Raw genomic sequence first — 25,962 nt, forward strand, 5'->3', positions numbered from 1 at the left:
TGATCGGCGTGGCGTGGCGTGCGAAGGCGTATGCGGATCGTGTGCGCCGGCACGGCAGACGCAGCCGTACGGGAGGGGCCCGTACGGGTGTCCGCCCGGTCGAAGGGCCGGATGAGGGAGGGGTTCGCGATGAACGAGACCGTGGTGTGCGTGGTGGGGAACGTGGCGACGCAGCCGGTGTACCGGGAGCTGGCGACGGGCCCGTCGGCGCGGTTCCGGCTGGCGGTGACCTCGCGCTACTGGGACCGGGAGAAGAGCACCTGGACGGACGGGCACACCAACTTCTTCACGGTATGGGCCAACCGCCAGCTCGCCGTCAACGTGGTGGCTTCGGTGGAGGTGGGCCAGCCCGTCGTCGTCCAGGGACGGCTGAAGGTGCGCACGGAGGTGCGCGAGGGGCAGCAGAGCCGGGCGTCGGCCGACATCGACGCGGTGGCCGTCGGCCACGACCTGGCGCGGGGCACCGCGCTGTTCCGCCGGGCGGCCAGGCCGGAGGCGCCGGGAGCGCCGCGTCCGGAGCCGAACTGGGAGACACCGCCCGCCGACGTCCCGGACGGCGTCCTGGCCCAACAGCCTCCGGAACCAGCGGTGGTGACGTGACGTAGGCCGGGAACCGGCCCGACCGGCTCCGCTCACGCCCGGACCGGGCCGCGGCTCGTCGGCGACCGTGCTCCGAGCACCCCGACCCGAACACCGCGACCGAATCAGTGGATTTGTCGATAAGGCCTGTTCACATCCCGTCCGGGCGATAACGATTCCGGATCGGAACGGCCATCAGACGATCTGACCGGCCGGGTGAGGTCCGCGTGATCCATAGGATGCCGGGCGTGGCCCTCGGGGCTGCTGATTCTGCTGGTGGGACCGTCCCCCACATCCAATGGGTCCTGCTCGAAGGGGAATTCTGTGCTTGCTGCGTTCTCTGGGTTTCCTCGGTTCGTCCAAGTGGCCCGCCTCGGCGCCGTGACGCTGGTGTCCGGCCTGGTGGCCGCGGGCGTGCTGTCCGGCGCCGGTACGGCCGTGGCCGACGCGACACCGCAGCCCCAGGGCGGCGCGACGGCCACGATCAACGGGCTGAAGACCTACGGCCAGGCCGTGATCCACGAGGACGGCGGCGACCAGCAGGTGGCCGCGGGCCTGTTCGAGATGTCCGTGGACGGCGGCGGCACCCTGCAGACGTACTGCGTCGACCTCCACAACCCGACCCAGCGCGACGCCCGCTACCAGGAGACGTCCTGGAGCGGCACCTCGCTGGGCGCCAACAAGGACGCCGGCCGGATCCGCTGGATCCTGCAGAACTCCTACCCCCAGGTCAACGATCTCGCCGCGCTCGCCCGGCAGGCGGGCGTGCACGGCCTGACCGAGCAGGACGCGGCGGCCGGCACGCAGGTGGCCATCTGGCGCTACTCGGACGGCGCGAAGGTCGACGCGGTCGACCCGCAGGCCGAGAAGCTCGCCGACTACCTGGAGAAGAACGCACGCGGCACCGCCGAGCCGCAGGCCTCGCTGACCCTGGACCCGCCCGCGGTCTCCGGCCGCCCCGGTGATCTGCTCGGGCCGGTGACCGTGCACACCAACGCGAACAGCGTGACGGTGAGCCCGCCGGCGGACGCGGCCACCGCCGGGGTGCGGATCATCGACAGGACCGGCAGGGTGATCACGTCAGCGAAGGACGGCAGCCGGCTGTACTTCGACGTCCCCGAGGACGCGGCCGGGCCCTCCCAGGCTTCCGGCACCGGGGGAGGGTCGGTGGAAATGACGGTCCAGGCCTCCACCACCGTGCCGGTGGGCCGCGCCTTCTCCTCCGAGAGCCGCAGCCAGACCCAGATCCTGGCCGGCTCCAGCGAGTCCACGGTCTCCGCGACCGCGAGCGCCATCTGGGCGGCCGAGGGCGCCATACCGGCGGTGTCGGCCCGGAAGAACTGCGCCGAGGGGGGCGTGGACATCACCGCGGTCAACAAGGGCGACCAGCCGTTCACCTTCGAGCTGATGGGAGCCGAGCACACGATCCCCGCCGGGACGTCCCGCACGGTGACGGTCCCGCTCCAGGAGGACCAGCCCTACGACTTCACGATCACCGGCCCGAACGGCCTGAGCCACCGCTTCACCGGTGTCCTCGACTGCAAGACGCAGGGCGCGCTCACCACGAAGAGCACCCAGACCCTCAGCCGGCCGTCCCCGGCCTCGGCCGGCGGCAACACCACCCCGACCGACACCGACCTCGCCGCAACGGGCGGCTCCGCGATCACCCCGATGATCGCGGGGGTGGCCATCGGCCTGGTGGTGATCGGCGGCGCGGTACTGGTGATCCTCCGCCGCAAGGAGACGGCCGCGGGGGAGTGACCGCCCTCCCGGCAGCCCCCGGCCGGCCGGGCCGTGACCTGCCAGCCGGAGCGGCAATCCAAAAAGGCTCCGTCAACGTACTGAAAGATGACAGCAGCAACCTGTGGGTACGTCTCAGATCGCTGGTTCCCGTGCAGCGGGGATCTTGATCGCAGGACGTGCTCCTCGTAGTCGCGAGACGCCGGAAAGAAGGTGTGTCCGCATGCGAGTACGAGGCACAAGGCGACTCGTCGCGGTGTCCGCGGCCGGCATTCTGATGGCCGGCGGCGCCGCGATCGGCGCAGCAGGCACGGCAGCAGCTGCAGCCCCTGCCGCGCACACCCAGGTGACCAGCGGCTGGTGCGGTGACGGTGGTTGGGGTCGAGGTTGCTTCAACCATCGCTTCGACCACGGCTTCCGCTTCGATCACCGCTTCGACCACCGCTTCCGCTTCGATCACCGCTTCGATCACGGCTTCAACCAGGGAGTCGTCTTCATCATCGTGGGGTAGCTCTCCCCGAGGCTGCGGTGCCGGGCGGCAGGCCACACCGAACGAGGGGATGACCGTCTGACTGCGTGACAACACCGATGCATGGACCATCGCCGCAGGTGAGAGGCCTGCGGGCGGAGGGAGGGGGCTGTCGTGCTCGGGCGGCCCCCGGGGTCTTCCGCCTACGACCGAGAGCGTCCGCCACGGTTGCGACCGAGAGCGTTCCGCCACGGTGACGGGCAGGGCACGGTCGCGCGCAGCGCACCGCAGAGGTGCGGGCCGACTGGAGCCTGATGGGAGCACCGATCTGAGAACCGCGGCCCACTCGTTGACCCCCTTGCCCCCTTGACCGCCTCCACCGACCTCGCCGTCGACATCGGCGTGCCGAGTGCGCGGCGCGACCGACTCACCCGTCTGAACGTGCTCCCGTGCCGAGCTTCCCAAGCTGAGGGCACGAGTTCGACTGTCGTCACTCGCTCTTTTGAAGCCCCAGGTAAGCGGCCTGGGGCTGTTGCGTTGCACGCGGAGAGCGCGAGTGCCTGGTGGGCACCGCACGCTCACCGCCCTCATTGCCGAAGCACGCCGCTGAACCGCGGTTTCATGATCCAAGTTTCATGCGGCAGCGGGCGTTACGGCGCGGGGAAACTCGCCTCGGCGCGCAGGGGCGTCGCGCAGTACCCGGAATGCCTTGTGGCGGCCCGGAGGACGCGCGGCGCGGAAGTCGCGGCGGTCGAGGGTGAGGACGGATGCCCCACCGCACGGCTCACGGGCACAGGGACACCGATCCGCGGTATGCGGCGCTCCGCTTCGGGGCGGCAGGCCCTACCCTGATCCCCGTGAGGCAGGCAGGCGCTGGGAAGGATGATCGGCGATGACGCCCCTGAGCACCGGGGACCCGGAGTCCATAGGCGGGTACACCCTTCTCGGTCGGCTCGGGTCGGGCGGCATGGGAGACGTCTATCTTGGAGTCTCGGCCTCGGGACGGCAGGTCGCGGTCAAACTCGTGCGCGGGTCGTACGCCCAGGAGGAAGAGTTCCGCACGCGCTTCCGGCAGGAGATCGCGGCAGCGCGCAGAGTGAGCGGCGCCTTCACCGCACCTGTCGTGGACGCCGACCCGGACGCCGACCGGCCGTGGATGGCGACGCTCTATGTGCCGGGGCCCACCCTTGCCGAAGTCGTGGAGAAGGACGGCCCGCTGAGCCAGCGGGAACTGCGCGCGCTGGGGCTGGGGCTCACCGAGGCGCTGCGCGACATCCACCGGGCGGGCCTGGTGCACCGGGACCTCAAACCGGGCAACGTCCTGATGACAGGGGACGGTCCGCGCGTCATCGACTTCGGCATATCGCGCGCTTCCGACAACCAGAGCCTCACCATGACCGGGCGCATAATCGGCACTCCGCCCTTCATGTCGCCGGAACAACTGGACTCTCCCCGAGACGTCACCCCGGCCTCGGACGTGTTCTCGCTGGGGTCACTGCTGGTGTTCGCGGCCGTCGGCTCAGGGCCGTTCGACGCGGGCAGCCCCTACACGACCGGCTATCAGGTGATGCACGAGCCCCCGGATCTCGACGGGGTGCCCGATGCGCTCCTGGGCATCGTCGAGCGCTGCCTGGACAAGGACCCGGCCGCAAGGGCGGAACTGGCGGACCTGCACCGCATGCTCCAGGCGCTGCCGGAATCCGACGCCACCGCGCCCCCGAAGGCCAAAGAGTCCGCGAAACCCCGGCCCCGCCCCACCCCCTGGGGTGCGGCCGGCACCTCCGCGGCCGCTGCGACCGGCACCGGCAAGGGACGCCGAGCCCGGATGCTGCTCGCCGGCCTCGGCACGGCCCTGGCCGTCACGGGGCTGAGTATCGGGGTGGGTTTCTTCGTCTCGGGCCGGGACACGACCACAGCCTCCGACGCCACCGCCGCAACGGCCCGCGCGCGTGCGGCGTCGCTGCCCGACGGCTGGCGGCCGTGGCGCACGGCCCTTCGGCACGACGTGCCGGGTGTCCCTCTCGACTACCAGAGCCCCGGATGCGTGTCGGAGGGAAACGCCCTGTTCTGCGGCGGTACGGGCTTCACGGCCGCCAGGATCGACGCGGCTTCCGGCCGCACCCTGTGGCGGTCCGGCACCCGCCCTCAGGGAGTGCAACCGATCGGCGTTCGCGGCGGGCTGGTCTACGTGTACGAGGATCCGGACGATACGACCAGGCGCCTGGTGGCCCTCGACGCCGGTACCGGACACCGGCGGTGGCAACGCGACATCAGCAAGTCCGAGAACGCGGTTCTGTACAGGAGCGGACTGCTGACGCTGTCTGCCGACCACTCGTGGTTCGTCGCCTACGGTCCTTCCGGCAAGGAGCTGTGGCGGGGGCGCTCGTTGGACGAGTACTGCACCCCGTCGGCGCCGGGAGGCGTCCCTTACGCCCTGTGCTCGGCCGGCACCGAGCCCGGCCAGGCCCCGGTGGACCTGATGAAACTCGAACCCGGCAGCCTGACGGAAACCGCCACACTGCCCCGGAAGGCGGAAGCGCTCGGCGCTGTCGGCGGGCAACCCCTGTTCCTCGCCCCCCGGACCGCGAAGGACGTCTATGAGTCCGGGTACGAACGGCCGTACGACGCGCTGCTGCGAGTCGACCCGGAAACCGGGCAGATCAGGCGGATACCCCTGGCCCGCCCGCTGACCGGCGTGGCCACCCTTGTGGACGGTGTCGTCTACTTCGTCCGGGCCGACGGGTCGGTCACTGCGGTGTCGGCGGACAGCGGCAGACAACTCTGGCAGAAGGCGACGGACATGGAGAGTCTGTCCGCGCCCGCGGTGTCGGCGACGTACAAGCGGGTCTATTTCTCCAACCGCTTCGGCCGCCTGCTGGCACTGGACAGCCGCACCGGAGCGGAGGTGTGGCGCACCTCCGCACTGGACGACCCCGGGGACAAGGCGCAGAACACCCCGCCGCGCGTGCTGCTCGTGAAGGACGCGATCGTGGCGACGGCCGGCGACACGGCCTTCTCCCGGAGCCCGGACGGGCCCAACTGACCTGCCGACAGGTCTGCACCCACCACTGTCGGCAGGTCGTCTCGGGGTTGTTCGTCGTCCGGGCCGGCTCGGTGCCGCGCACGTCCACCGGGTCGGCGCGCCTCTCTGGACCGCACGCCCCACCTCACTGCTACGACTCTTCTCGTTCAGGTGATTTCTGTACAGTAAGCCACTTCACCGGACCTACTATCCCGTCTCGTGACAGACAGGCAGACCCGGAGAGCATCCGACGTGGTCGTCCTCGGCGCCGGACCGGCCGGGCTCGTGCTCGGCAATCTCCTTCAGGACAGCGGGATCGACTGCGTCATCCTGGAGCGTGCCGAGCGCGCACACATCCAGACGCGGGCGCGCGCCGGGTTCCTGGCGGCCAACACCGTAAGGATCCTGGAGCGGCACGGGCTGGCCGAAGGGCTGCGCCGGTGCGGACAGGCCCACAGCGCGTGCGAGTTCCGCACCGCGGACGGCAGGTTCCGGCTGGACTACAGCGGGCTCGGGCGCGGTGAGTGGCATACCGTCTATCCCCAACAACGGCTGGTCACGGATCTGTTGACGCGGTTCCTGGCATCCGGCGGGCAGGTCGAATTCGCCACCGAGGCAGTGGCCGTCCTCGACACCGACACCGATCGGCCCTCGGTGACCGTGCGCGAGGCGGACGGGCGGCCCGGCACATGGCGGGCGCGGTACGTGGCCGGGTGCGACGGGCGGCACGGCGCGGCCCGGCGGTCGCTGCCTGCCGACTCGGTGCGTCGGCACCACTGCGACCACGGCGTGACCTGGCTCGGACTGCTCGCCGAGGCGCCGCCCAGTATGGACGCCGTCGGGTACGCCGTGCACGAGCGAGGCTTCGCCGGGCACATGGCGCGCACGAGCGAGATCACCCGCTACTACGTGCAGTGCGAGCGCGGCACCCCGGCCGATGCCTGGTCCGAGGAACGGATCTGGGACGAGCTGGAGCTACGGATGCGGGGGAAGGAATACGGCCCGCTGCACCGTGGACGTGTCGTACAGCGAGCCATCGTCGACCTGGAGTCCGATGTACTCGAACCACTGCGTCACGGTTCGCTGTTCCTGGTGGGCGATGCCGCCGCCCTCGTCAGCCCGTCCGCGGCGAAGGGCGCCAATCTCGCGGTCCTGGAGGCGGAGATCCTCGCCGACGCCCTGATCGACGACATCGTCCACGACCACTCCGACGGGCTCGACGCCTACTCCGCGCGGTGCCTGGCGTACATCTGGCGTGCGCAGGAGTTCTCGCACTGGATGATCCGGTTGCTGCACGGCCCGTCCGGCTCGGACGGCACGTCGATGTTCCACAACTCCCTGCGGCGCTCCCGCATCACTTCGCTGCGTACGTCGCGCAGCCACCAGGACTGGTTCGCCGAGCACTACGTCGGCGTCTGAGGTCCGGATCCTGTCCCGTCTCCCCGCCCCGTCTTCCTGCCCCTTCCCGGTCCTTCCTGTCCCGTCTTCCTGTCTGTCTTCCTTCCTGCCCCGCGTCATCCCAGACCTGAATGAGGAATCCCCGCAATGATCACGACGTTGTCGGGCGACACGTCCCGCCTGCTCGCGACCGTCGACTTCGTCAAGGAACAGGACACCGCCACCCTGCTCCCGCTCCTGTTCCCCGGGCTCGACGGTCCGGAGCTGCGGACTCTCACGGAGCACTGCCGTTTCTCCCACGCCGCGCTGCTCGTCTTCCCGTCGGACGAGGCGGAGTTGCGCGCCATGCTCACCGACTGCGGGCTCGTCGCGGACGCGCCACCCCGGCCGAGTGTCGTCGTACGGGAGCGACTGGCCGTGCGGTATCGGCGGCCGGCGGCCGAACTGGACGTCGGCATCCTGCGCCCCGCAGTGCTCGGCGCGGACGGGGCGCACCGTATGGTCGAGGTGTTCGCGCTGACCGTGCCGCCGGGATCGGGCCTGGACGCGATTGCCGTGGCCGAGCGGGAGCGGCAGCACGAGGCACATGTCGCCTTCGAGGTCGTAGCGCCCGACCCGCTGGTGCTGCGTGGCCTGTGCGCGACCTTCGCCCGCTACGGAGCCACCCCGGACGGCGGCGGCTACAACCCGCACGAGAACGGCACGGTCTTCTACTTCGGCGCGGCCGCCGAAGCCAAGGTCGGTTGCCGGCGCGTGGAGCTGTACGTTCCCGGCGACCACCGCGACGTGCTCGCCGCCCACCTCGACGAGCATCGCGCCCGACAGCCCGCCGAAACGCTCCTGCGCCTGCTGACGGGGGCTTGGACGACGCAGGCGCTGACCGCGTTCACTCAGCTCCGGGTACCTGACGCCATGGATGGCGAGCGAGGGGCGGACGTCGAGGAACTGGCTCGGGAAGTCGGCGCGAGGCCGCGGAATCTGGCGACGCTGCTGCGCTATCTCGCGATGCTGGGCGCGGTGACGGAAGGCCGCGACGGCTTCCGGCTCACCGAGCTGGGCGCGCTGCTGCGGGCCGGCGCCCCGGGGTCGATGCGGGCGCTGGCGCTGATGTACGGCGGCCCGTTCTACCAGTCATTCGCCGGACTCGGGCACACCGTGCGCACGGGGCACGTCGCCTTCGAGCACCTCTTCGGCGAGAACCACTTCGACCATTTCGCCCGCGACCCTCACCTCGCGGAACTCTTCGACCAGTCCATGGCCGCCGGATCCGCCATGTTCGACCCGGTCCCCACGCATCCCGCGCTCACCGCCGCGGCCGAGGCACCCGCCGGTGGCACGGTGGTCGATGTCGCGGGTGGCAACGGGGAACTGCTCGGCCGCATCCTCGCCGCGCACCCCCGTCTGGACGGGGTCCTGCTGGAGCGCCCGCACGCTGTCGAAGCCGCCCGCCACCGACTCGAGGAGGCCGGCCACGGCACGCGATGCGTCTTTCTGGCCGGCGACTTCGCGGACGTACCCGCGGGCGGTGACGTCTACGTCCTGTCCCGCGTCCTGCACGACTGGGACGACGAGCGCTGCCGCGAGATCCTGCGCCACTGTGCCCGCGCGATGCCCGATCACGCCGATCTGCTCGTCATCGAACGAGTACTGCCCCCCGACGGCTCGGTCTCGCTGGCAACCGCCTGGGATCTCCACATGATGTGCAACGTCGGCGGGCGCGAACGGCACGCCGACCACTACGGCACGCTGTTCGCCGACGCCGGCCTCGCCCTGGTGGACCGGACACCGCTGCCCCTGGAGGGCCATGTGTTGCACGTCAGAAAGGCCCGGTCGGCCTCGGCGTGATGGCAGGGAGTGCTCCGGCGGTGCAGCTGATGTATGGGCGCGGAGCCGCAGCCGTCGCCCTCCGAACGGTCGGAGGGCGCAGCGGCAGTGAGTGTCCGAGTGACGTGACAGGCCGACGTACATCGGCGGACGAGCGCGGACGCGTACGGACCACCGAAGCGGGCGCTCCGCTAGGGTGCGCCGCATGATCGACGAAGCCCCGGCCTGCCCCGAGTGCAGCCGGCCCATGGCGTCCGGCGGCCTCGTGCTCTCCAGGCGGGGGGACGACGGCCGGCGGACGTGCCGGTCGCTGTGGAGGTGTGCCGGTCGGCATGTCTGGTGGGGCTGGGCCGACCGGCCGGATGAGCCGTTGGAAGTCTGCCCGGTGCCGGGGCTCTTCCGCTGACATTCGACTCTGACATCAACGACCACGGGCGGCGACGACAGTCGGCAGCCGTGTGCGGCACTGGTGCACGACCGGGACGTGCCGGCCGCAGACGCGGTCCCGGGGGAGCCGGGCGGCAACCGTCGCAGCTCTCCCCGTAGGGACCCGGATCACCGGCAAGGTCATCGGCCGGCGAGCCTTCGGTGTCATCACAGAGTGTGCTGGGCGGGTGACGGGTGAATCCTTCCTGGGGCGTCTCCGCGCCGTGCGAGGCCGTCCTGGGCCGGTCGACGGCGACCGACAGTGACAGACGAGCCACCGTCGCCACCAGCGAAGCCCCAGGTCAGGGCCCCCGGATCAAACGGGTTACCACCCAAGGCTGGCAGTCAGGCAAGATGGGGTGTATCTGCCCACTGCCAGATTTCAAGCTGCCGGACGGTTTCTCTTGGCTGAGTTCATTTACACCATGCGCAAGGCGCGCAAAGCGCACGGCGACAAGGTGATCCTCGACGACGTCACCCTGAACTTCCTGCCGGGTGCCAAGATCGGCGTCGTCGGCCCGAACGGTGCCGGTAAGTCGACCGTGCTGAAGATCATGGCGGGGATCGAGCAGCCGTCGAACGGCGACGCGTTCCTGTCGCCGGGCTACAGCGTGGGCATCCTGCTGCAGGAGCCGCCGCTCACCGAGAGCAAGACCGTCCTGGAGAACGTCCAGGAGGGTGTCGCCGAGATCAAGGGCAAGCTCGATCGGTTCAACGAGATCGCCGAGCTGATGGCCACCGACTACTCCGACGCGCTGCTCGACGAGATGGGCAAGCTGCAGGAGGAGCTGGACCACGCCAACGCATGGGACCTCGACGCCCAGCTCGAGCAGGCCATGGACGCGCTCGGCTGCCCGCCCGGCGACTGGCCCGTCACCAACCTCTCCGGTGGTGAGAAGCGCCGCGTCGCGCTCTGCAAGCTGCTGCTGGAGCAGCCCGACCTGCTGCTCCTCGACGAGCCCACCAACCACCTCGACGCCGAGTCGGTGAACTGGCTGGAGCAGCACCTGGCCAAGTACCCGGGCACCGTCGTCGCGGTCACCCACGACCGGTACTTCCTCGACAACGTCGCCGGGTGGATCTGCGAGGTGGACCGCGGCCGTCTCCACGGCTACGAGGGGAACTACTCGAAGTACCTGGAGACCAAGGCCTCCCGCCTCAAGGTCGAGGGCCAGAAGGACGCCAAGCGGCAGAAGCGGCTCAAGGAAGAGCTGGAGTGGGTGCGGTCGAACGCCAAGGGGCGTCAGGCCAAGTCCAAGGCCCGTCTCGCGCGGTACGAGGAGATGGCCGCCGAGGCCGACAAGATGCGGAAGCTGGACTTCGAGGAGATCCAGATCCCGCCGGGGCCGCGGCTCGGCAACGTCGTCGTCGAGGTCGACAAGCTGAACAAGGCCTTCGGTGAGAAGGTCCTCGTGGACGGCCTCAGCTTCACGCTGCCGCGCAACGGCATCGTGGGCGTCATCGGTCCGAACGGTGCCGGCAAGACCACGCTGTTCAAGATGATCCAGGGCCTGGAGACCCCGGACTCCGGCGACATCAAGGTCGGCGAGACCGTCAAGATCTCCTACGTCGACCAGAGCCGCGAGAACCTCGACCCGAAGAAGACGCTGTGGGAGGTCGTGTCCGACGGGCTCGACTACATCAACGTCGGCCAGGTCGAGATGCCGTCCCGCGCGTATGTGTCCGCCTTCGGGTTCAAGGGGCCGGACCAGCAGAAGCCGTCCGGTGTCCTCTCCGGCGGTGAGCGCAACCGTCTCAACCTGGCGCTGACCCTGAAGCAGGGCGGCAACCTGCTGCTCCTCGACGAGCCCACCAACGACCTCGACGTCGAGACCCTCAGCAGCCTGGAGAACGCCCTGCTGGAGTTCCCCGGCTGCGCCGTGGTCGTCTCCCACGACCGGTGGTTCCTCGACCGAGTCGCCACGCACATCCTCGCCTACGAGGGTGAGTCGCGGTGGTTCTGGTTCGAGGGCAACTTCGACTCGTACGAGAAGAACAAGATCGAGCGGCTCGGCCCGGACGCCGCGCGTCCGCACCGCGCCACCTACAAGAAGCTGACCCGGGGCTGATCTCTTGCGTCACGTCTACCGCTGCCCCCTGCGCTGGTCCGACATGGACGCGTACGGCCATGTCAACAACGCGGTCTTCATCCGTTACCTGGAGGAAGCCCGCATCGACTTCCTGTTCCGCCCGGAAAAGGAGTTCAAGCAGGGGTCCGTGGTGGCGCGCCACGAGATCGACTACAAGCGGCAGCTCGTCCACCGGCACCACCCGGTGGACGTCGAGCTGTGGGTCAAGGAGATCAAGGCCGCGTCCTTCACCATCGCCTATGAGGTGAAGGACGACGACCTGGTCTACGTACGGGCCGTGACGGTGGTCGTGCCGTTCGACTTCGAGGCCCAGCGGCCCCGCCGGATCACGTCCGAGGAGCGCGAGTTCCTCGAGGAGTACATGGACCGGGCCGAGGAGACCGACGAGGAGGCCGTCGCCGCATGACGGTGCTCCACCTCGCCGACGAGACGGAGGCGGCGGACCTCGCCGCCTTCCTCTCCCGGCTGCTCCACTACGACCGTGGAGCCGCGGTGCGCCTGCAGGCGATCGGGACGGCGCTCGCCGTGTTCGGGCGCCCGCCGTCCTTCGAGGTCCTGGTGGTCCGCGCGGTACGGCTGGCCAAGCCGTACGAGAACGGACTCGATGTCACCCTCGACGTGACCGTCTCGGCCGGCGAGTTCCTGGAGTTCCTGGACGAACGGGCGGCCACGGCCGCCGTACCGGCCGCGGTCACCGGACCGCCGTGGGCCGGTGTCCTGCCGCCGCGCGGCGGCTGGCGGCCCGAGCCGGGGCTGCCCGTGCCGGACACGCTGCGCAGAACGGTCACCGAGGCCGTCGCCGAATTCCGTTCCCGCACGGACGAGTTGGCGCCGGACCGGCGTACCCGTGCGGAGCTGGACCGGATCGGGCGGGACATCTGGTCCCGGGAGATAGCGGAGACCCGGCTTCCCGTGCGGGCCGTGCACGCGGCGCAGTCCCTGGGCTTCCTGCGGCCGGGGGCCGCGGCGGCCGACATCGGACTGTTCTCCTCCGGCGCATGGCTCAGGCTGCGGACGCCGTACGGGTCCGTCGTGGTGCGGCGAGCGGGCCTCGGCACCCTCGGCGTCAGCGTGCGCTGACCGGTCCAGCTCAGGCGCCCTCGTGGTCAGTGTGTGCTGACGGGTCCAGCTCAGGCGCCCTCGTGGTCAGTGTGTGCTGACGGGTCCAGCTCAGGCGCCCTCGTGGTCAGTGTGTGCTGACCGGCCCAGCTCAGGCGCCCACGCCGTCAGCGTGCGCCGACCGGCCTCGCCCCCGCCCCTACCTCTCCTCGCTGTCGTCCGGCCACACGCCGATGTGGTCCGGTTCCAGCTCCAGCGCCACTCGGTCGCGCATGTTCAGGGCCTTCGTGTACTCGGCGGGCAGCTGGAGACGGCCCGCGCGGTCGAGCATGGCGTACTCGCGGGCGACCACCGTCTCGTGGCCCGTCGTGGCGTCCACCTCGCTGCGGCGCAGCACCTCGGTGGAGGTGCGGCCGTCGCGGATGGCGACCGTGCGGCGGACCTCGCCGGCCACCGTCTGGTCGTGGGTGACGATCACGATGGTGGTGCCCAGGGTCTCGTTCGCCGTGCGGAACGCGTCGAAGATCTGCGCGCCGGTCTGGGAGTCGAGTTCGCCGGTGGGTTCGTCGGCGAGGAGGACCGCGGGGGCGTTCGCGAGGGCCACCGCGATCGCGGTGCGCTGCTGCTGGCCGCCGGACATCTCGTGCGGGTGGCGGTCGCGGCAGTCGGCCACCTGGAGCAACTCCAGCAGTTCCAAGGCGCGTTCGGTGCGGGCGCGGCGGCTGGTGCGGGTGCCGGACAGCTGGAGGGGAAGGGCGACGTTCTGGGCCGCGGTGAGGTAGGGGAGCAGGTTGCGGGAGGTCTGCTGCCAGACGAAGCCGACCACCTCACGACGGTAGGCGAGGCGGTCCTTCGCGGTCATGGCGAGCAGGTCGCGGCCGGCGACCCGGGCCGCTCCGGCGGTGGGGGTGTCCAGGCCGGCCAGGATGTTCATGAGGGTGGACTTGCCGCTGCCCGAGGCGCCGACCAGGGCCATCAACTCGCCTTCGCGGACGAGGAGGTCGAGGCCCTGGAGGGCCTGCACCTCCACGCCGTCCGCGGAGAAGATGCGGACGAGGCGGTCGCAGGTGATGAGGGCGTCATGGCCGTAGGCGGGGCGGTTGCGGGTTTCGGTGACCCGGTCGGCGAGGTCGGTGAGGCTCGGGTGGGATGTCATGGGGTCTCCTGCAGGGGTGCCCTGTGCTGCTGCCGGCCGGGGATGGGGTCGCCTGCCCGGGCTCGCGGGATGCGTACGTACCTGCGCTCGCTCATCGCCCGTCCCCCGCCCGCAACTCCCGTACCGACCCGCGTCTTCCCGTCCACCACGCCTGTATCGCTGCGACGCCCACCGCGAGGGCCACGACCGTGACCGCCGGTGCCGTCAGCGACCAGGTGTCCGGATGGAGTACGACCTCGTCCACCCCGGCCTGGGGTGAGGTGAGGGCGATGGTCGTCAGGTCGATGCCGGGGGAGAGGAGGCGGACGGCCGCCCAGCCGGTCAGGGTGCCGCCGGCCGCGGCCAGGAGGGCCTGGGGGAGGGACTCCAGGACGAGGAGGCGTCGGCCCTGGGCGCGGGTGAGGCCCATCGTGCGCAGGCGGGCCAGGAGCGCGGCGCGCTCGGGAGCCGCCCGCAGCAGCGCGAGGAGCAGGGCGAGCACGGCGAAGCCGGCGCCTGCCGCCACCGCCGCCGTGTAGACGTGCCCGGCGCCGGTCTGCAGCGGAGAGTCGGCGTACCGGGACCGCTCCTCGGCCCGGGCGTGGACCGAGGCCGCGGCGGGGGCCGCACGGCGCAGCGCGTCCGCGTCCAGGTGGGCGCCGGTCAGCAGCAGTGACGTCGGGCGGGCGGCCGCCGAGGGGAGCCCGGCGCGGTCGACGACCAGGAAGTCGGCGCCGGGCACCGCGGGAGTGCGGTCGCGGACCGTGGTGATCCGGACGGTGACGGCGCTGCCGTCCGCCAGCCGTACCAGGAAGGGGCGTTGGGTGCCGTAGGCCCGGGCGACGGAGGGGGAGGCAACGGCGGGGAGGGTGTCCGCGCCCTTCAGCCGGCCGGAGGGGAAGGCTCCCAGGCCGGTGCCGGACGCCAGCTTCGCGTACGGGGCGGGGTCCACGCCCACCAGCTGTACCGTGTCCTCGCCGTCCAGCGGCTGCGCCTCGTAGGTGATGCTCACTGCCGCCACCGCCCCTACCCCGGGCAGCCTGCCCATCCGAGCGGCCAGGCCCGTCGGGAGCGGGGCGGCCGAGTCCAGGCGGGCGTCGGCCCCCACGGTGAGCAGGGCCGCCCGGTCCCTGGCGTCGGCCACGCCCGCCAGGACCGAGCCGCCGAAGGCCGCCGTGGTGAGCGCGGTCAGCAGGGCGAGCAGGGGCAGCACCGCGGAGGTCCTGGTGCCTCCGGCGCGGGCCAGGGACAGATGGCCCACCGCCCCGCGCAGCCGCCCGGCCGGGCGGGCGAGGCGGCGCAGCAGCAGGGGGTAGAGGCGAAGCAGCAGCAGGGCCGCGATGATGCCGGTCAACACGGGGGCCAGGGAGACCAGCTGACCGGCCGAGGTGCCGCTTCTGCGCAGGGTCGCCACCGCCCCGGCCGCCAGGGCCAGCAGCGTCACCTCGGCGACCGTGCGGCGCCGGGAGGGCCGTACGGCCGTCACGTCCTCGCGCGGGGCTGTCATCCGTACCGAGCGGTGGACGAGCGCCGCGTTCAGCGGGAGGGCGGCGCAGGCGGTGAGGGTGACGGCCAGGGCGGCGGCGACGGCGTGGCCGGTGCGGGCGCCGGGGAAGAGCAGGAGCGCGGCCGCCAGACCGGTCGCGCCCGCGGGTACGGCGACCACGGCGGTCTCGGCCAGCAGCCGGCCGGTGAGGCCGGGCAGGGAGGCGCCCCGGGCGCGGAGCAGGGCGAGTTCGGCGCGACGGCGGTCGGCGGCCAGACCGCCCGCCATGAGCAGCACGACGGCGACGACCGTCGCCGTGCCGGCGGCGGCCACCGCGACCAGCGGGGAGATGCCCTCGCGCAGGCGGGAGAAGGAGGCGAGGACGTCGTCCAGGCCGGTGAGGACGTCGCTCTCCGGGTCGGTGAGGGCGCGGGCGCGTCTGAGGCCGGGGCCGGACTCCAGCGAGGCGACGGCGGAGTTCAGACGGTCCGGGTCGTGGGCGCGCAGGCTGTCGAGCCGGGGCGCGAAGTACCAGTAGCGGAAGAACTTCGCACCGGTGCTCGGCAGGGCGGGGGCCGCCTCCTGCGGGAGCAGGAGCGCGCCCAGCCAGTAGTACTGCGGCGGGCCGGGTACGTTCATCCGGGCCAGGCTGGGCGTGCGCAGCAGCGGGACGGTCGACCAGTAGGCGCCGGCGGGGTCGCGCGGGACGAGGACGCCCGTGACCCGGACGGCGAGGGGACCGCCGTCGATGCCGGGTACGTGGATGACCGAACCCGCCTTGATGTGCATGCTCTTGGCGGTGGCCGCGGTGACGGCGGCCTCCGCCTCGTGCGTACTCGCGTCCACGGGGCCCGAGGTGCGCGGCAGCCGGCCCTCGCGGACGCGCGCGTGATCGGCCAGACCGCTCTGCGCGACCAGCGAGACCTGGGCGGGCACACCGCTCGGACGCGGGATCCAGGGATCGACGACCGTGCTGCCGGTCTCGGTGGCGACGCCGTACGCCGACTGGTCGCGGTCGATGGGCAGCGAGCCCCCGACCGTCGTGAGCAGCTTCTCGTACTGCCGTTTCAGCGCGTCGGGCCGGAGCAGCGTGTCCGGATCGTCGTCGGACATACCGAACGGGGGCGGCGGTGCGCTCACCCGCACGGTGGTGCGCTCGGGCTGGGCCTGATGGAGGGCGTGCCGCAGGCCCGCGTCCTCGTACCGGTCGACGGCGCGCGGGAAGGCGCCCGCCAGACAGGCGGTCAGCGCGACCAGCAGCGCGAGCGCCAGGGCGGCACCGGGCGCGGCGCGCAGCCGGGTACGCACCCAGGGCGCGACGGCAGGCACGGAACTCACCTCACTCACCACCCTGTTCGCGCAGCGCCCGCGCGGGATCGGCCCGGCGCAGGGCCGCCACGGCCGAGACCACGAGCGGAGCCGCGGCGACGGCCACCAGGAGCAGCACCACGCGGCCGGGTGGGAGCCGGACCAGCAGGTCCGGCACCGGCCGGGTGGCCTCGCCGGTCAGCACGATCAACGGAAGCACTCCCCGGGCCAGTACGGTGCCGAGGGCGACCCCCACCGCCAGGGCCAGACCCACCAGGACCGCCTGCTCGACGGCGACCGTCCGGGCCAGCCGGCGGCGCGGGGCGCCCAGGGCGCGCAGGACCGCGAAGTCCGCCTCCCGCGCCCGCAGCGACCCGGCGGCGCCCACGGCGAAGCCGACCGCGGCGAGGGCCGCCGCCACCACGGCCGCCGCGGCGAACGCGGCCGTCGGACCGGCGCCGAAGGGGTCGTCGCGCAGCTCGGCGGCGATCTCGTCCCGGACCACCACCTGCTCCGGGTCGACGTCCGGCAGCGCCCGCACGGCGGCGGCGACCCGGGCAGCGGCGCCCGGCGCGGTGCGCAGCCACCACTCGTCGGGTGTGACGCTGCCCCCGTACCGCGCCTGCAACGCCCGGTTCGCGGCGCGCAGATCGACCAGGACGGCGCCTCCGTCGTGGCTGCCGGAGGCCGCCGGGGCGCCGGTGGTGGGCAGCGCGTGCACGGACCGGACGATCCGCACCGGCAGGCTCTGGTCGCCGATCGTCACGTCCACGCGCTGTCCGGTGCGGGCGCCCGCCGAGTCCAGGAACCGGTCGGTCACGACGGCCGTCACCTCGGGCGGCGCGGGGCGGGCCACCCGGAGCTGGACGGACACGCTGGCGACCGTCCAGCTGCTCGCGTCCGGAAGGTATCCGGTGCCGTAGGAGACGGTCAGCGGCCGGGTGGAGACCACCCGGGGCCGGCTGGGGCTGGTGGTGGGGCCGGAGACGGCCGCGCCGCCGGTGTCCACGGCCGTGCTCCACGAAGCCGGCAGCGCGAGCGGGCGTCCGGTCCCGTCGGTGCCCACCGCCGTCAGGTCCCGGACCGTGAGCCGGTGTCGCTCGGCGCGCTCCGTGGGCTGGATCATGTCCAGCTGGAGTCCGGTGAACATCGCCCCGCCGGGGGCGGAGGTCAGATCGAGGGTGAGGGCGTGCGGGCGCCCGTCGGCGGGGAGCAGGCCGAGCGGCACCTGGTACGGCACCCCGTACCGGTCCTCGAGACCGGCCGTGACGTCGGCGGTCGTCCCGGGACCGGCGGAGCTGTGCAGGCTCGCCGTCAGCCGCAGCCGTGCGGTGTGGGCCGGCACCCGGGTCCCGGCCGGGGAGTCCTTCGGCGCCAGCGCGGCCAGCAGCGGCTTCACCGGTACGGCCGCCAGGTCCGGGCGCATCAGCATCGCGTCCGCCGTGTGCGCGGTGTCCATGGCCAGGACCGTCGCCGTGCGGTCGCCGGACAGGGGCTGCTCGCCGCGCGCGGCGGGGACCGCCTCGCGCACCCGCGGAAGCGCCGCGTACAGGTCCGTACGGCCCAGTCCGCTGTCCGCGGTGGACAGCACCCGCACCGGCACCCCGGCGCGGAAGTCGGCCTGGTCGTCCTGCGAGCGGTCCCAGGAGGACGCCTGCCCGATGGCCAGCATGCCGAGCGCGACGGCGAGCACGAGCAGCAGCACCGGACCCGCGGCGCGCGCGGTACGGCGGCTGAACTGCCAGCCGGCCAGCGCCATCGGCAGCCCCCGCCCGGCCGCCGCCCACCGTTCGGCGAGCCGGGCCACGGGCGGCAGCAGCCGCAGGGTCAGCACGGTTCCGGCGAGCAGCGCCAGCGCGGGCGCGGCGACCAGCAGCGGATCGACAGCGAGTGCCCCCGACCGGTCGGCGGCCACACCTCCCGAGTCCTGCTCCCCCAACTGCCAGTAGGCCACGGCGGCCACGGCGAGCAGGCCGAGGTCGGCACCGGCGCGAAGCGGGGTGGGCAGCAGACCGCCACCGGCGCGCCGGGCACGAGGTGCGGTCCGGGCATCGGACGCGCCGGAGGAACGGCCCTGCCCGAAGCGGGAGACGAGCGGGCGCGTCCGGCCCGGTTCCGCGCCCGGCCGTGCGCGCCTGCCGGGCTGTTCCGCGTCGGCTCCCGTCAGCGCCGGCAGGGTGACCATCAGCGCACAGCCCAGGGCCACGCAGGCCGCCACCAGCCACACGCCGGGGCTGCCGCCGGGCGGGAGGTCCAGGTGCAGGTCGAGGCGGGTCAGCGGGCCGTGGGCGGTCAGCAGGGTGGTGAGCGGTCCGGCGAGCAGGGGCGCGCAGACGGCGGCCGGGAGGGCGAGCAGCAGGGCCTCGGCCGCGGCGAGGGCGGCGATCCGGGCCCGGGAGGCGCCACGGGCCCTCAACAGCCTTGTCTCTGCGGTCCGTTCGGTGCCCAGCAGCCGGGCCACCAGCAGCAGCGCGTACCCGGCGAGCAGCACCAGCTGGAGCACGACGATGAGCAGGGTGGAGCGGGAGACGAGCAGGGAGCGGTCGGCCCGGTCCAGGACGTCGGGCAGCGAGGTCGTCGACGCCGTCACGCCGGGCAGGGCGTGGGACGTGCGCAGCGCCCCGCTCCCGGTCCGCGCCGCGGTCCGCAGCGCCCCGATCCGTCCCGTCGTCACCGAGCCGAAGTCGGCCGACGCCAGCCAGGCCGTCGGTCCGGTGCTCACCCGTCGGCCGGTGAGGACCGAGGGGTCGGCGAGCAGGGGCCCGTACGTCGTGAAGCCGGACTTCTTCACGCCGCGTCCGAGCAGGTCGTCCAGCTGCCAGTACGGCGCGTCGGTGGCGGCCGGCCGGTAGAGCCCGGTGACGCGCACCCGGACCGTCCCCTCGCCCAGCCGGTCGGCCAGCGCGAGTCGGTCGCCGGGCTTCAGCCCGAGCGCCTTTCCGGCCGCCAGGGGGAGGGCCACCTCGACCTCGCCGGCCGTGCGGCCCGGGAGCCGCCCTGACGTCGCCCGGACCTGCGTATGGTCCAGCGCCGCGAGATAGGTCAGGTCCGGGTCGCCCGACCGCTGGTCGGGTGCTTGCAGTGAGCGGGGCAGCGCGTACGGGCCCGAGCGGCGCAGCGTCCGTACGGTCACCGGCAGTCCAAAGAAGGTCCTGCGCGCGCCCCGGAGGACGGCGGCGTCGGCGGCGGCGCGTTCGCCGGCCGGCACGTCGGCCTTGACCGTCAGCGAGGTGGCGGCCGCGTTGCGCGGGTCGTTCAGCACGTGGCGCAGCGCCGCGTCACCGATCGCCCCGGAGTACGCCGCGAGCGTCGCCAGCACCGCCGTGGTCAGCAGCACGGTGAGCAGCGCGGAGCCCAGCAGCAGTCGGTGTGCCCGCGCGCGCGAGACGACGAACCCCGTCACCCGACCCCCGTGTCGTCCGGACTTCCAGAATCTGTTTCCAGATCTTCGGGCGATGCTTGCAGAGGCAACAGCCACGGGTAAGCGATTGTCGACCGGTCTATACCGGATCGTGACCGGATTCCGGCGTCAGGCGACCGGAATCCGGCGTTCAGTGACTCCTGTGGCCGGAATCCTGCGTTCCGGCGGGCGTCGGCCGGGCGTGGGTCAGTCCGGCGTGTTCACCATCGACTGGGCCGCGTACGTCAGGTAGTTCCACAGCGTCCGCTCGTGCTCCTCGGACAGCCCCAGCTCGTCGACGGCCACCCGCATGTGCTTCAGCCAGGCGTCGTGCGCGGCGCGGTCCACGGTGAACGGTGCGTGCCGCATGCGCAGCCGGGGGTGGCCGCGGTTGTCGCTGTAGGTGGTGGGGCCACCCCAGTACTGGATGAGGAAGAGGGTCAGCCGCTCCTCGGCCGGGCCCAGGTCCTCCTCCGGGTACATCGGTTTGAGGATCGGGTCCCCGGCGACTCCCTCGTAGAAACGGTGGACGAGCCGGCGGAAGGTGTCCTCCCCGCCGACCTGCTCGTAGAAGGTCTGCTCCTGAAGCGTGCCGCGCCGAATCTCTTTCACCCGTCCATCGTCTCAGACCGGGTGACGCAGGACTCAAGGCTTGGGACCGCTGTCCCGGGTCGGCCCTAGTGTGGGGATATGGGCGCCTACGACACCGGGATCGAGGCCCTCGCCGACGTGGCGCGGGCCGCGTTGGTGCGGGAGATCGACGCCGACGGGACCTGGGACGAGGACCCGGTGTGGCGCGAGGCGTTCATGGCGGTGCCCCGGCACCTGTTCGTGCCGTACTACTACCTCGGCGTCGAGGGCGGCTACGAGCGCCGCTGGGGGGAGAGTCCGGAACCCGAGGCGCGGGCACGCTGGGTGCGTGGCGCCTACGCCGACACCCCGCTGGCCACCCGGCTGCGCGACGGTGAGCTGCTCTCCTCCAGCAGCCAGCCCTCACTGATGGCGCGGATGCTGGTCGCGCTGCGGGTCGAGGACGGCAACCGGGTCCTGGAGGTGGGCGCCGGCACCGGCTACAACGCGGCCCTGCTCGCCCACCGGCTCGGCGACCACGACCTCGTCACCACCGTCGACCTGGAACCGGAGATCACCGAGTCGGCCCGGCGGCACCTGGCCGCGGCCGGGTACCACCCGGCGGTCGTCACCGGCGACGGCGCGCGCGGAGTGCCCGAACGGGCCCCGTTCGACCGGATCATCGCCACCTGCACGCTGCCCACGGTGCCGCGGGCCTGGCTCGCCCAGTGCCGCCCCGGCGCCCGCATCCTGACCCCGATGGCGACCGGACTGCTCGCCCTCACCGTCCACGACGCCGGACACGCGGAGGGCTGTTTCCTGCCCGGGGCGGCCTACTTCGTGCCGCTGCGCGGCACGGTCCGGGCCGAACCGGGGGAGGTGTCCCTGCACGGGCTGCCCAGGCAGGCCCGCGTGCACGAGCTGTTCCGTTTCCTGCTCGCCCTGACCCGGGGCGGCCTCGACCCGGAGGAGGCATGCGCGCTGTGGGAACACGAGGGCAGGCCGGGCCGGGGCCGGTACGGCGTCACGGTCGGCGCCGATCGCGTGTGGGCGTGGCTGGACGATCCGGAGGGGCCGTACGCCTGGCCCCTCCCCTGAGGCCGCTCCGGCGGATCAGGTCCCAGGGGCTCCGGCCGGCTCAGCCGCCGCAGCGGCTTCGGCCGGCCGGCTCAGCCCCTGCGGATGGTGATCGTCGTCCAGGCGCCGACATGCACCCGGTCGCCGTCCTGCAGCGGCACCGGCACGAACGGCTGGATCGGCTCGTCCGAGCCGTTGACCGTGGTGCCGTTCGTCGAGTTCTGGTCGACGACGGCCCAGCTGCCGTCCGGCTGCTGGACCAGCACCGCGTGCTGGTGCGAGACACCCGGGTCCTCCGGCGGCACCGAGAGGTCGACGTCCGGGGTGTCGCCGGTGGAGTGCCGGCGGCGGCCGATGGTGACCTGGTTGCCGGTGAGCGTGCGCTGCTGCTCGGGCGAGTAGGCGGGCAGGTTGAGCCCCGCGGCCTCGGGGCCCGAGCGGTGCATCATCGCCATGAAGTACTCGCGGTCCGGGCCGATCGTCGCCGTCCATGTCAGCGGACCCTGCGGCGCGTGCGGGAAGCCGGGGCCGGGAGGGGCCTGGGTGGCGCCGGGCGACGGGTAGCCGTAGCCGCCGGGGCCGCCGGAGAGGCCGGTGGACGACGGCGGGGAGATCACCCAGTCGTCCTCGCCGCCGCCGAAGGCCGGACCGCCGGCCGGGGGCCGGCCGGTCTCCTGCGGGAAGGCGGGCGGTGCGGGCGGGCCGGACTGCTGGAAGGCCTGCGGCGGACCGCCGGCCGTGCCGCCGGGACCGGCGGGCGGGGTCGGGCCGGGCGGCGGCGGAACCGGACGCGAGGGATCGCCGCCGAAGCCGGAGGGGCCGGGCGCGCCGGGACCGGAGGGCTCACGGCCGAAGGGCGGCGGGCCGGACGGCCCGCCGGGACCCTGCCCCGGACCGCCGCCGAAGCCGGACGGGCCGCCGGGACCGCTCTGGCCCTGCCCGGGGCCGCCGACGAAGCCCGACGGCGGACCGGACGGATGCCGGCCGCCACCGAAGCCGGACGGGCCACCCGGCCCCGCCGGACCGCCCGTGGTGGGCGGCGGGCCGGACGGGCGGCCGCGTTCGCCGGCGAACGGCGTCGGACCCGACGGCTCGCTGCCGAAGGACGGGATCGGCTCGGCGGGCCGGTTCATCTGCGAGGGCCGCGAGCCCTGGTACTCGTACGAGTCACCGCTGCCGTAGGTCGCGCTCGGCGGCTGGAAGCGGGGCTGGGGCGGGTGCGGGGCCGCCGGGGTGTAGGAGGTGGCCGTGTTGGTCAGGAAGTTCCACCGGCACTCCTCGCAGAAGGGCGCACCCCCCTCGCGGGGCGTACGGCACTGCGGGCACAGCTCCGGCTCGGGCCCGCCGGGCGCGGACGGGCGGCCGCCGGGCTGGCCGCCCTGCGGGGGCGGGAAGCCGTAGCCGCCGGCGGGCGGGGGCGGCGGGGGCGGAGGTACGGCACCGGCCATGCGGTGACCGCAGACCTCGCACCAGTCGTCGGAACCCGACTGGTGTCCGTTCGGGCAGGTCGGCATGTCGGCGCTTCCCCCTCTCCTTCAGGTCCTGCTCAGTGCTGCTACGTCACTACTTCTTTACACGAACAGTCTTTGTGGACCGTGTCTCGAGAGTCATCTCGTCGGCCTCCGCGACCTTCGCCTTCAGTCGCACAGTACCTGTCGCGGCATCGACCACGTCCACCACCTTCGCAAGCAGTTTCGCAGTATCGGCGTTCCCCGAGGCGCTCGCGAGCTGAACAGCGCGCCCCAGTTTGGCCGTTGCTCCATCGAAATCGCCCGCTTTGCGAAGATCGAGCCCTTGCTGGATGGCTTGTGCCAGTTCGGCCTGCCCGGTGTAGTGGGCCACTTGGGGGCTGATCGAGGTCGAGGCCGTCATGTCGTCGGTCCACACGGCCCGTACCAGCCCCTGCGCACCGAGGTTCTGCACCGAGCCTCCCCCGCTCCCGGCTGCGCCCGGGCGGGAGGTGTCTCCGGGCTGCGGGACGACCAGCGAGACCCGGGCGGCGAGCATCTCCTGGCCGAGGCCGGCCGCCGGGACCTCCACGCACAGGTGGTAGTCGCGGGACTCGTCGCCCCAGGACCCGGTGGGGTAGTCCCCGGCACGCGGTCCGGCCTCCGTGCGCCGGCCGGTCAACTCCTCCACCGTGGGCGCCACTTGCTTGACGAACCTGATGGTCGTACCGACCGGAGTCCACACCCGCAGCGCGACGTCGGCGACCTCCTTGCCCATCGCCGTCTCCATCATCCGCGTGAAGTCGTCGGCGAGGCCCGCCGGGTCGGCGACGATGTCGGCGGTGCCGAGCAGCGCGGAGGCGATGCCTGTGACTTCTTTCACTTCCCAGTCGGTGCCCACGCCCCGCGCGTCACAGGTGAACCGTCCGGCGCACTCGGTCAGCGCGGCCCGGAGATCCTCCGGTGACTCGTGCTCGTTGCGTCCGTCGGTGAGCAGGATGCCGTGCCGGATGGTGACGTCCGCCGCGGACAGCAGCCGGTCGGCGAGCCGCAGCCAGGTGCCGATCGCCGTCCCGCCGCCCGCGCTGAGCCGGCGCAGCGCCTGCTTGGCCTGCTCGCGCGTGGTGGCGTCGGCGACCGCGAGACGGCCGGCGCCGGGGTAGACCTCCTTGGCGACGTGCGTACCGCCGATCACCGCGAAGCGGGTGCCGTCGCGCAGGGTGTCGATCGCGGCCGCCGTGGCGTCTCGGGCGTTGCGCATCTTGGTCGGCGGGTAGTCCATGGAACCCGAGCAGTCGACCATGATCGCCACCGCTGCCGAGGGGCCCTGGCCGGGCGCGTACAGGTGCGGGGCCAGGGTGGCGGCGCTCCCGATCGTGCCGCCGCCGGTCGCGGTCACGGTGACGATGGCGTTGACCTCACGGCCGCCCTCGGGCAGGTACTCGTTCTGGTAGACGTCCATCGAGAACTGCGGGGCGTTGGACTTTGCGAAATTGGCCATGCTGGTTCGAATCCCCCTCGGACACCCCGCTGACGCAGGGCGGTGCGTGTGGACGGACCGGTCCCCTCCGGCCCGCCGTGCTTCCCCGTGGTGTTGCGGCCTCAGGCCGATCCTGCCCCCTGCGGCGGTGCCGGGAACGGCAGGACGGCCACTGTTACGTTGTCGTGGCCCCCGCCGTCCAGGGCGTGGCCGACCAGAACCCGGGCGCTGTGCAGCGGCCGGGCGGCCGCGTCCGGCGGGACGATCTCGGACATCTCCTCGGCCGTCTCGGCGTAGTTCCACAGGCCGTCGGTGCACACCACCACGACCCCGGGCCGGTCCGGCTTGAAGGAGGCGGTGTGCGGCTCCAGTTCGTAGGCGTCCGCGCCGAGCCAGCCGGTGATCGCGTGGGCGCGCTCGTCGGCGTACGCCTCCGCCTCGCTCATCAGGCCGGCCGCCACCATCTGGGCGGCCCAGGAGTCGTCCTCGGTGAGCCGGGCCGGGGGCCCGCCGCCGTCCGCCGGCACCCAGTAGGCGCGGCTGTCGCCGACCCAGCCGACCACCAGCAGCCCGGGGGTGACGATCGCGCCGACGATGGTGCAGGCCGGGGCGTTCTGGTGCGGGGCGTGCTCGCGGGCCGTAGCGGGCTCCTCCGCCAGCGCGTTGACGGACTGCGCGGCGGCGACGATCGCCTCGTGCATCGCCTGCTGCGGGTGGGTGCCGCGCGGCAGGGCGGCCAGCAGGATGTCACCGGCCGCCTGGGAGGCGGCCGCCGAGGCCTCGTCGGGACGGGTCGCCGAGGACACGCCGTCACAGACGATCGCCAGGGCGACCGGCGAGCCGTCGGACAGCGCGGTGTGCCCGACGGTGAACGCGTCCTCGTTGCGGTGGTGGCGCAGACCGCGGTCGCTGACCGCGGCGACCGGGCCCGACTCCCGCTCCATGTGGTCGCGTTCGCGGGGCTGGGCGTGTCCGCAGTTCTCGCAGTAGCCGTCGCTGTCCACCCGGCCCGACCGGCAGGCCACGCAGACCTTCTGCGGGTCGGCGGGCACGGTGGAGGCGTCGACCGCGCGCGGGTCCGGTGCCTGCAGCGGGTACTCGTCGGGCTCCGGGGGCCGGTCGAAGCGCACCCCGGAGACCGGGGGCTGCTCGGACCCGGCCGGCTGCTCCTGGGCATGCAGGGGCTTGCCGCCCGAGTCGGTGCCGGGCAGATCGGCCGGCACATGCACCGCGCCCGGCGTGCTGCCGGAACCGGCCGGCTCGGGGGCGGGCCAGTCCGTTCCGTCCCGCGGCGCGGGAGCCATGGTCAGCGTCGGATGGTCCTGCGGCGGGACGGGCACGACGGAGAGGTCGTATCCGCACGCGCCGCAGAACAGGTCACCCGACTCGAGCGGCTCCGCACAGCTCGGGCACTTCGACAGTGCGGTCTGCTGGGGCATCTGCGACATCAA

General features: G+C 72.9%; 17 protein-coding genes. 10 read left to right on the forward strand and 7 right to left on the reverse strand.

What is annotated here, in order from left to right; translation table 11 throughout:
* Positions 1 to 129: 129 nt before the first annotated feature.
* The 9 genes from ACIRU3_RS04895 (at position 130) to ACIRU3_RS04935 (ending at position 12,628) form a co-directional block, all read left to right on the forward strand.
* Positions 130 to 600, forward strand: a complete 471-nt coding sequence (locus ACIRU3_RS04895; protein WP_404051406.1) for a single-stranded DNA-binding protein — start codon at positions 130 to 132, stop codon at positions 598 to 600.
* A gap of 303 nt (positions 601 to 903) precedes the next feature.
* Positions 904 to 2,340 carry a Cys-Gln thioester bond-forming surface protein gene (locus ACIRU3_RS04900; protein WP_404051409.1) on the forward strand — a complete coding sequence of 479 codons (1,437 nt, stop codon included), beginning with the start codon at positions 904 to 906 and terminating at the stop codon, positions 2,338 to 2,340.
* Positions 2,341 to 2,575: 235 nt separating this feature from the next.
* Positions 2,576 to 2,830, forward strand: coding sequence for a hypothetical protein (locus ACIRU3_RS04905; RefSeq protein ID WP_404051411.1), 255 nt, complete (start codon positions 2,576 to 2,578; stop codon positions 2,828 to 2,830).
* A gap of 850 nt (positions 2,831 to 3,680) precedes the next feature.
* Entirely contained in the window at positions 3,681 to 5,831 is a 2,151-nt protein-coding gene (locus tag ACIRU3_RS04910) for a PQQ-binding-like beta-propeller repeat protein (protein ID WP_404051413.1), read from the forward strand.
* A gap of 198 nt (positions 5,832 to 6,029) precedes the next feature.
* Positions 6,030 to 7,229: a 4-hydroxybenzoate 3-monooxygenase gene (locus ACIRU3_RS04915; RefSeq protein ID WP_404051416.1), complete on the forward strand. Its 1,200-nt coding sequence runs from the start codon at positions 6,030 to 6,032 to the stop codon at positions 7,227 to 7,229.
* 126 nt (positions 7,230 to 7,355) lie between these two features.
* On the forward strand, positions 7,356 to 9,053 hold the full coding sequence (locus ACIRU3_RS04920) for a methyltransferase (RefSeq protein WP_404051418.1): 1,698 nt from the start codon (positions 7,356 to 7,358) through the stop codon (positions 9,051 to 9,053).
* Positions 9,054 to 9,862: 809 nt separating this feature from the next.
* Positions 9,863 to 11,527, forward strand: a complete 1,665-nt coding sequence (gene ettA, locus ACIRU3_RS04925; protein WP_404051420.1) for an energy-dependent translational throttle protein EttA — start codon at positions 9,863 to 9,865, stop codon at positions 11,525 to 11,527.
* 4 nt (positions 11,528 to 11,531) lie between these two features.
* Positions 11,532 to 11,954: an acyl-CoA thioesterase gene (locus tag ACIRU3_RS04930; RefSeq protein WP_404051423.1), complete on the forward strand. Its 423-nt coding sequence runs from the start codon at positions 11,532 to 11,534 to the stop codon at positions 11,952 to 11,954.
* Positions 11,951 to 12,628, forward strand: a complete 678-nt coding sequence (locus tag ACIRU3_RS04935; RefSeq protein WP_404051425.1) for a hypothetical protein — start codon at positions 11,951 to 11,953, stop codon at positions 12,626 to 12,628. Before ACIRU3_RS04930 ends, ACIRU3_RS04935 begins: the two co-directional genes overlap by 4 nt.
* A 178-nt stretch (positions 12,629 to 12,806) precedes the next feature.
* On the opposite strand, the gene ACIRU3_RS04940 is transcribed toward ACIRU3_RS04935, so the two are convergent.
* The 4 genes from ACIRU3_RS04940 to ACIRU3_RS04955 form a co-directional block, all read right to left on the reverse strand.
* Positions 12,807 to 13,763 carry an ABC transporter ATP-binding protein gene (locus ACIRU3_RS04940; protein WP_404051428.1) on the reverse strand — a complete coding sequence of 319 codons (957 nt, stop codon included), beginning with the start codon at positions 13,761 to 13,763 and terminating at the stop codon, positions 12,807 to 12,809.
* 91 nt (positions 13,764 to 13,854) lie between these two features.
* Positions 13,855 to 16,566: an FtsX-like permease family protein gene (locus tag ACIRU3_RS04945; protein WP_404051431.1), complete on the reverse strand. Its 2,712-nt coding sequence runs from the start codon at positions 16,564 to 16,566 to the stop codon at positions 13,855 to 13,857.
* 1 nt (position 16,567) lies between these two features.
* Complete coding sequence (locus ACIRU3_RS04950; protein ID WP_404051434.1) at positions 16,568 to 19,939, reverse strand: FtsX-like permease family protein; 3,372 nt, start codon at positions 19,937 to 19,939, stop codon at positions 16,568 to 16,570.
* A 204-nt stretch (positions 19,940 to 20,143) separates the two neighbouring features.
* The gene (locus ACIRU3_RS04955) at positions 20,144 to 20,548 is read right to left on the reverse strand and encodes a globin (RefSeq protein ID WP_404051436.1); all 405 of its coding nucleotides are present in this window, start codon (positions 20,546 to 20,548) and stop codon (positions 20,144 to 20,146) included.
* Positions 20,549 to 20,626: 78 nt separating this feature from the next.
* On the opposite strand from ACIRU3_RS04955, the gene ACIRU3_RS04960 reads away from it, so the two are divergent.
* Positions 20,627 to 21,604, forward strand: coding sequence for a methyltransferase domain-containing protein (locus tag ACIRU3_RS04960; protein ID WP_404051439.1), 978 nt, complete (start codon positions 20,627 to 20,629; stop codon positions 21,602 to 21,604).
* A gap of 71 nt (positions 21,605 to 21,675) precedes the next feature.
* Here the strand turns inward: ACIRU3_RS04960 and ACIRU3_RS04965 are convergent, their stop codons facing one another.
* From ACIRU3_RS04965 to ACIRU3_RS04975, 3 genes are all read right to left on the reverse strand, one after another.
* Positions 21,676 to 23,097 carry an FHA domain-containing protein gene (locus ACIRU3_RS04965; RefSeq protein WP_404051442.1) on the reverse strand — a complete coding sequence of 474 codons (1,422 nt, stop codon included), beginning with the start codon at positions 23,095 to 23,097 and terminating at the stop codon, positions 21,676 to 21,678.
* Between the two features lie 49 nt (positions 23,098 to 23,146).
* Positions 23,147 to 24,532 (reverse strand): VWA domain-containing protein, encoded by a 1,386-nt coding sequence (locus tag ACIRU3_RS04970; RefSeq protein ID WP_404051445.1) that lies wholly within the window; start codon positions 24,530 to 24,532, stop codon positions 23,147 to 23,149.
* A 101-nt stretch (positions 24,533 to 24,633) separates the two neighbouring features.
* Positions 24,634 to 25,959: a PP2C family serine/threonine-protein phosphatase gene (locus ACIRU3_RS04975; RefSeq protein ID WP_404051448.1), complete on the reverse strand. Its 1,326-nt coding sequence runs from the start codon at positions 25,957 to 25,959 to the stop codon at positions 24,634 to 24,636.
* Positions 25,960 to 25,962 lie beyond the last annotated feature (3 nt).

This window comes from Streptomyces sp. NPDC101151, assembly GCF_044768335.1.
In the GTDB taxonomy this organism is placed as follows: domain Bacteria; phylum Actinomycetota; class Actinomycetes; order Streptomycetales; family Streptomycetaceae; genus Streptomyces.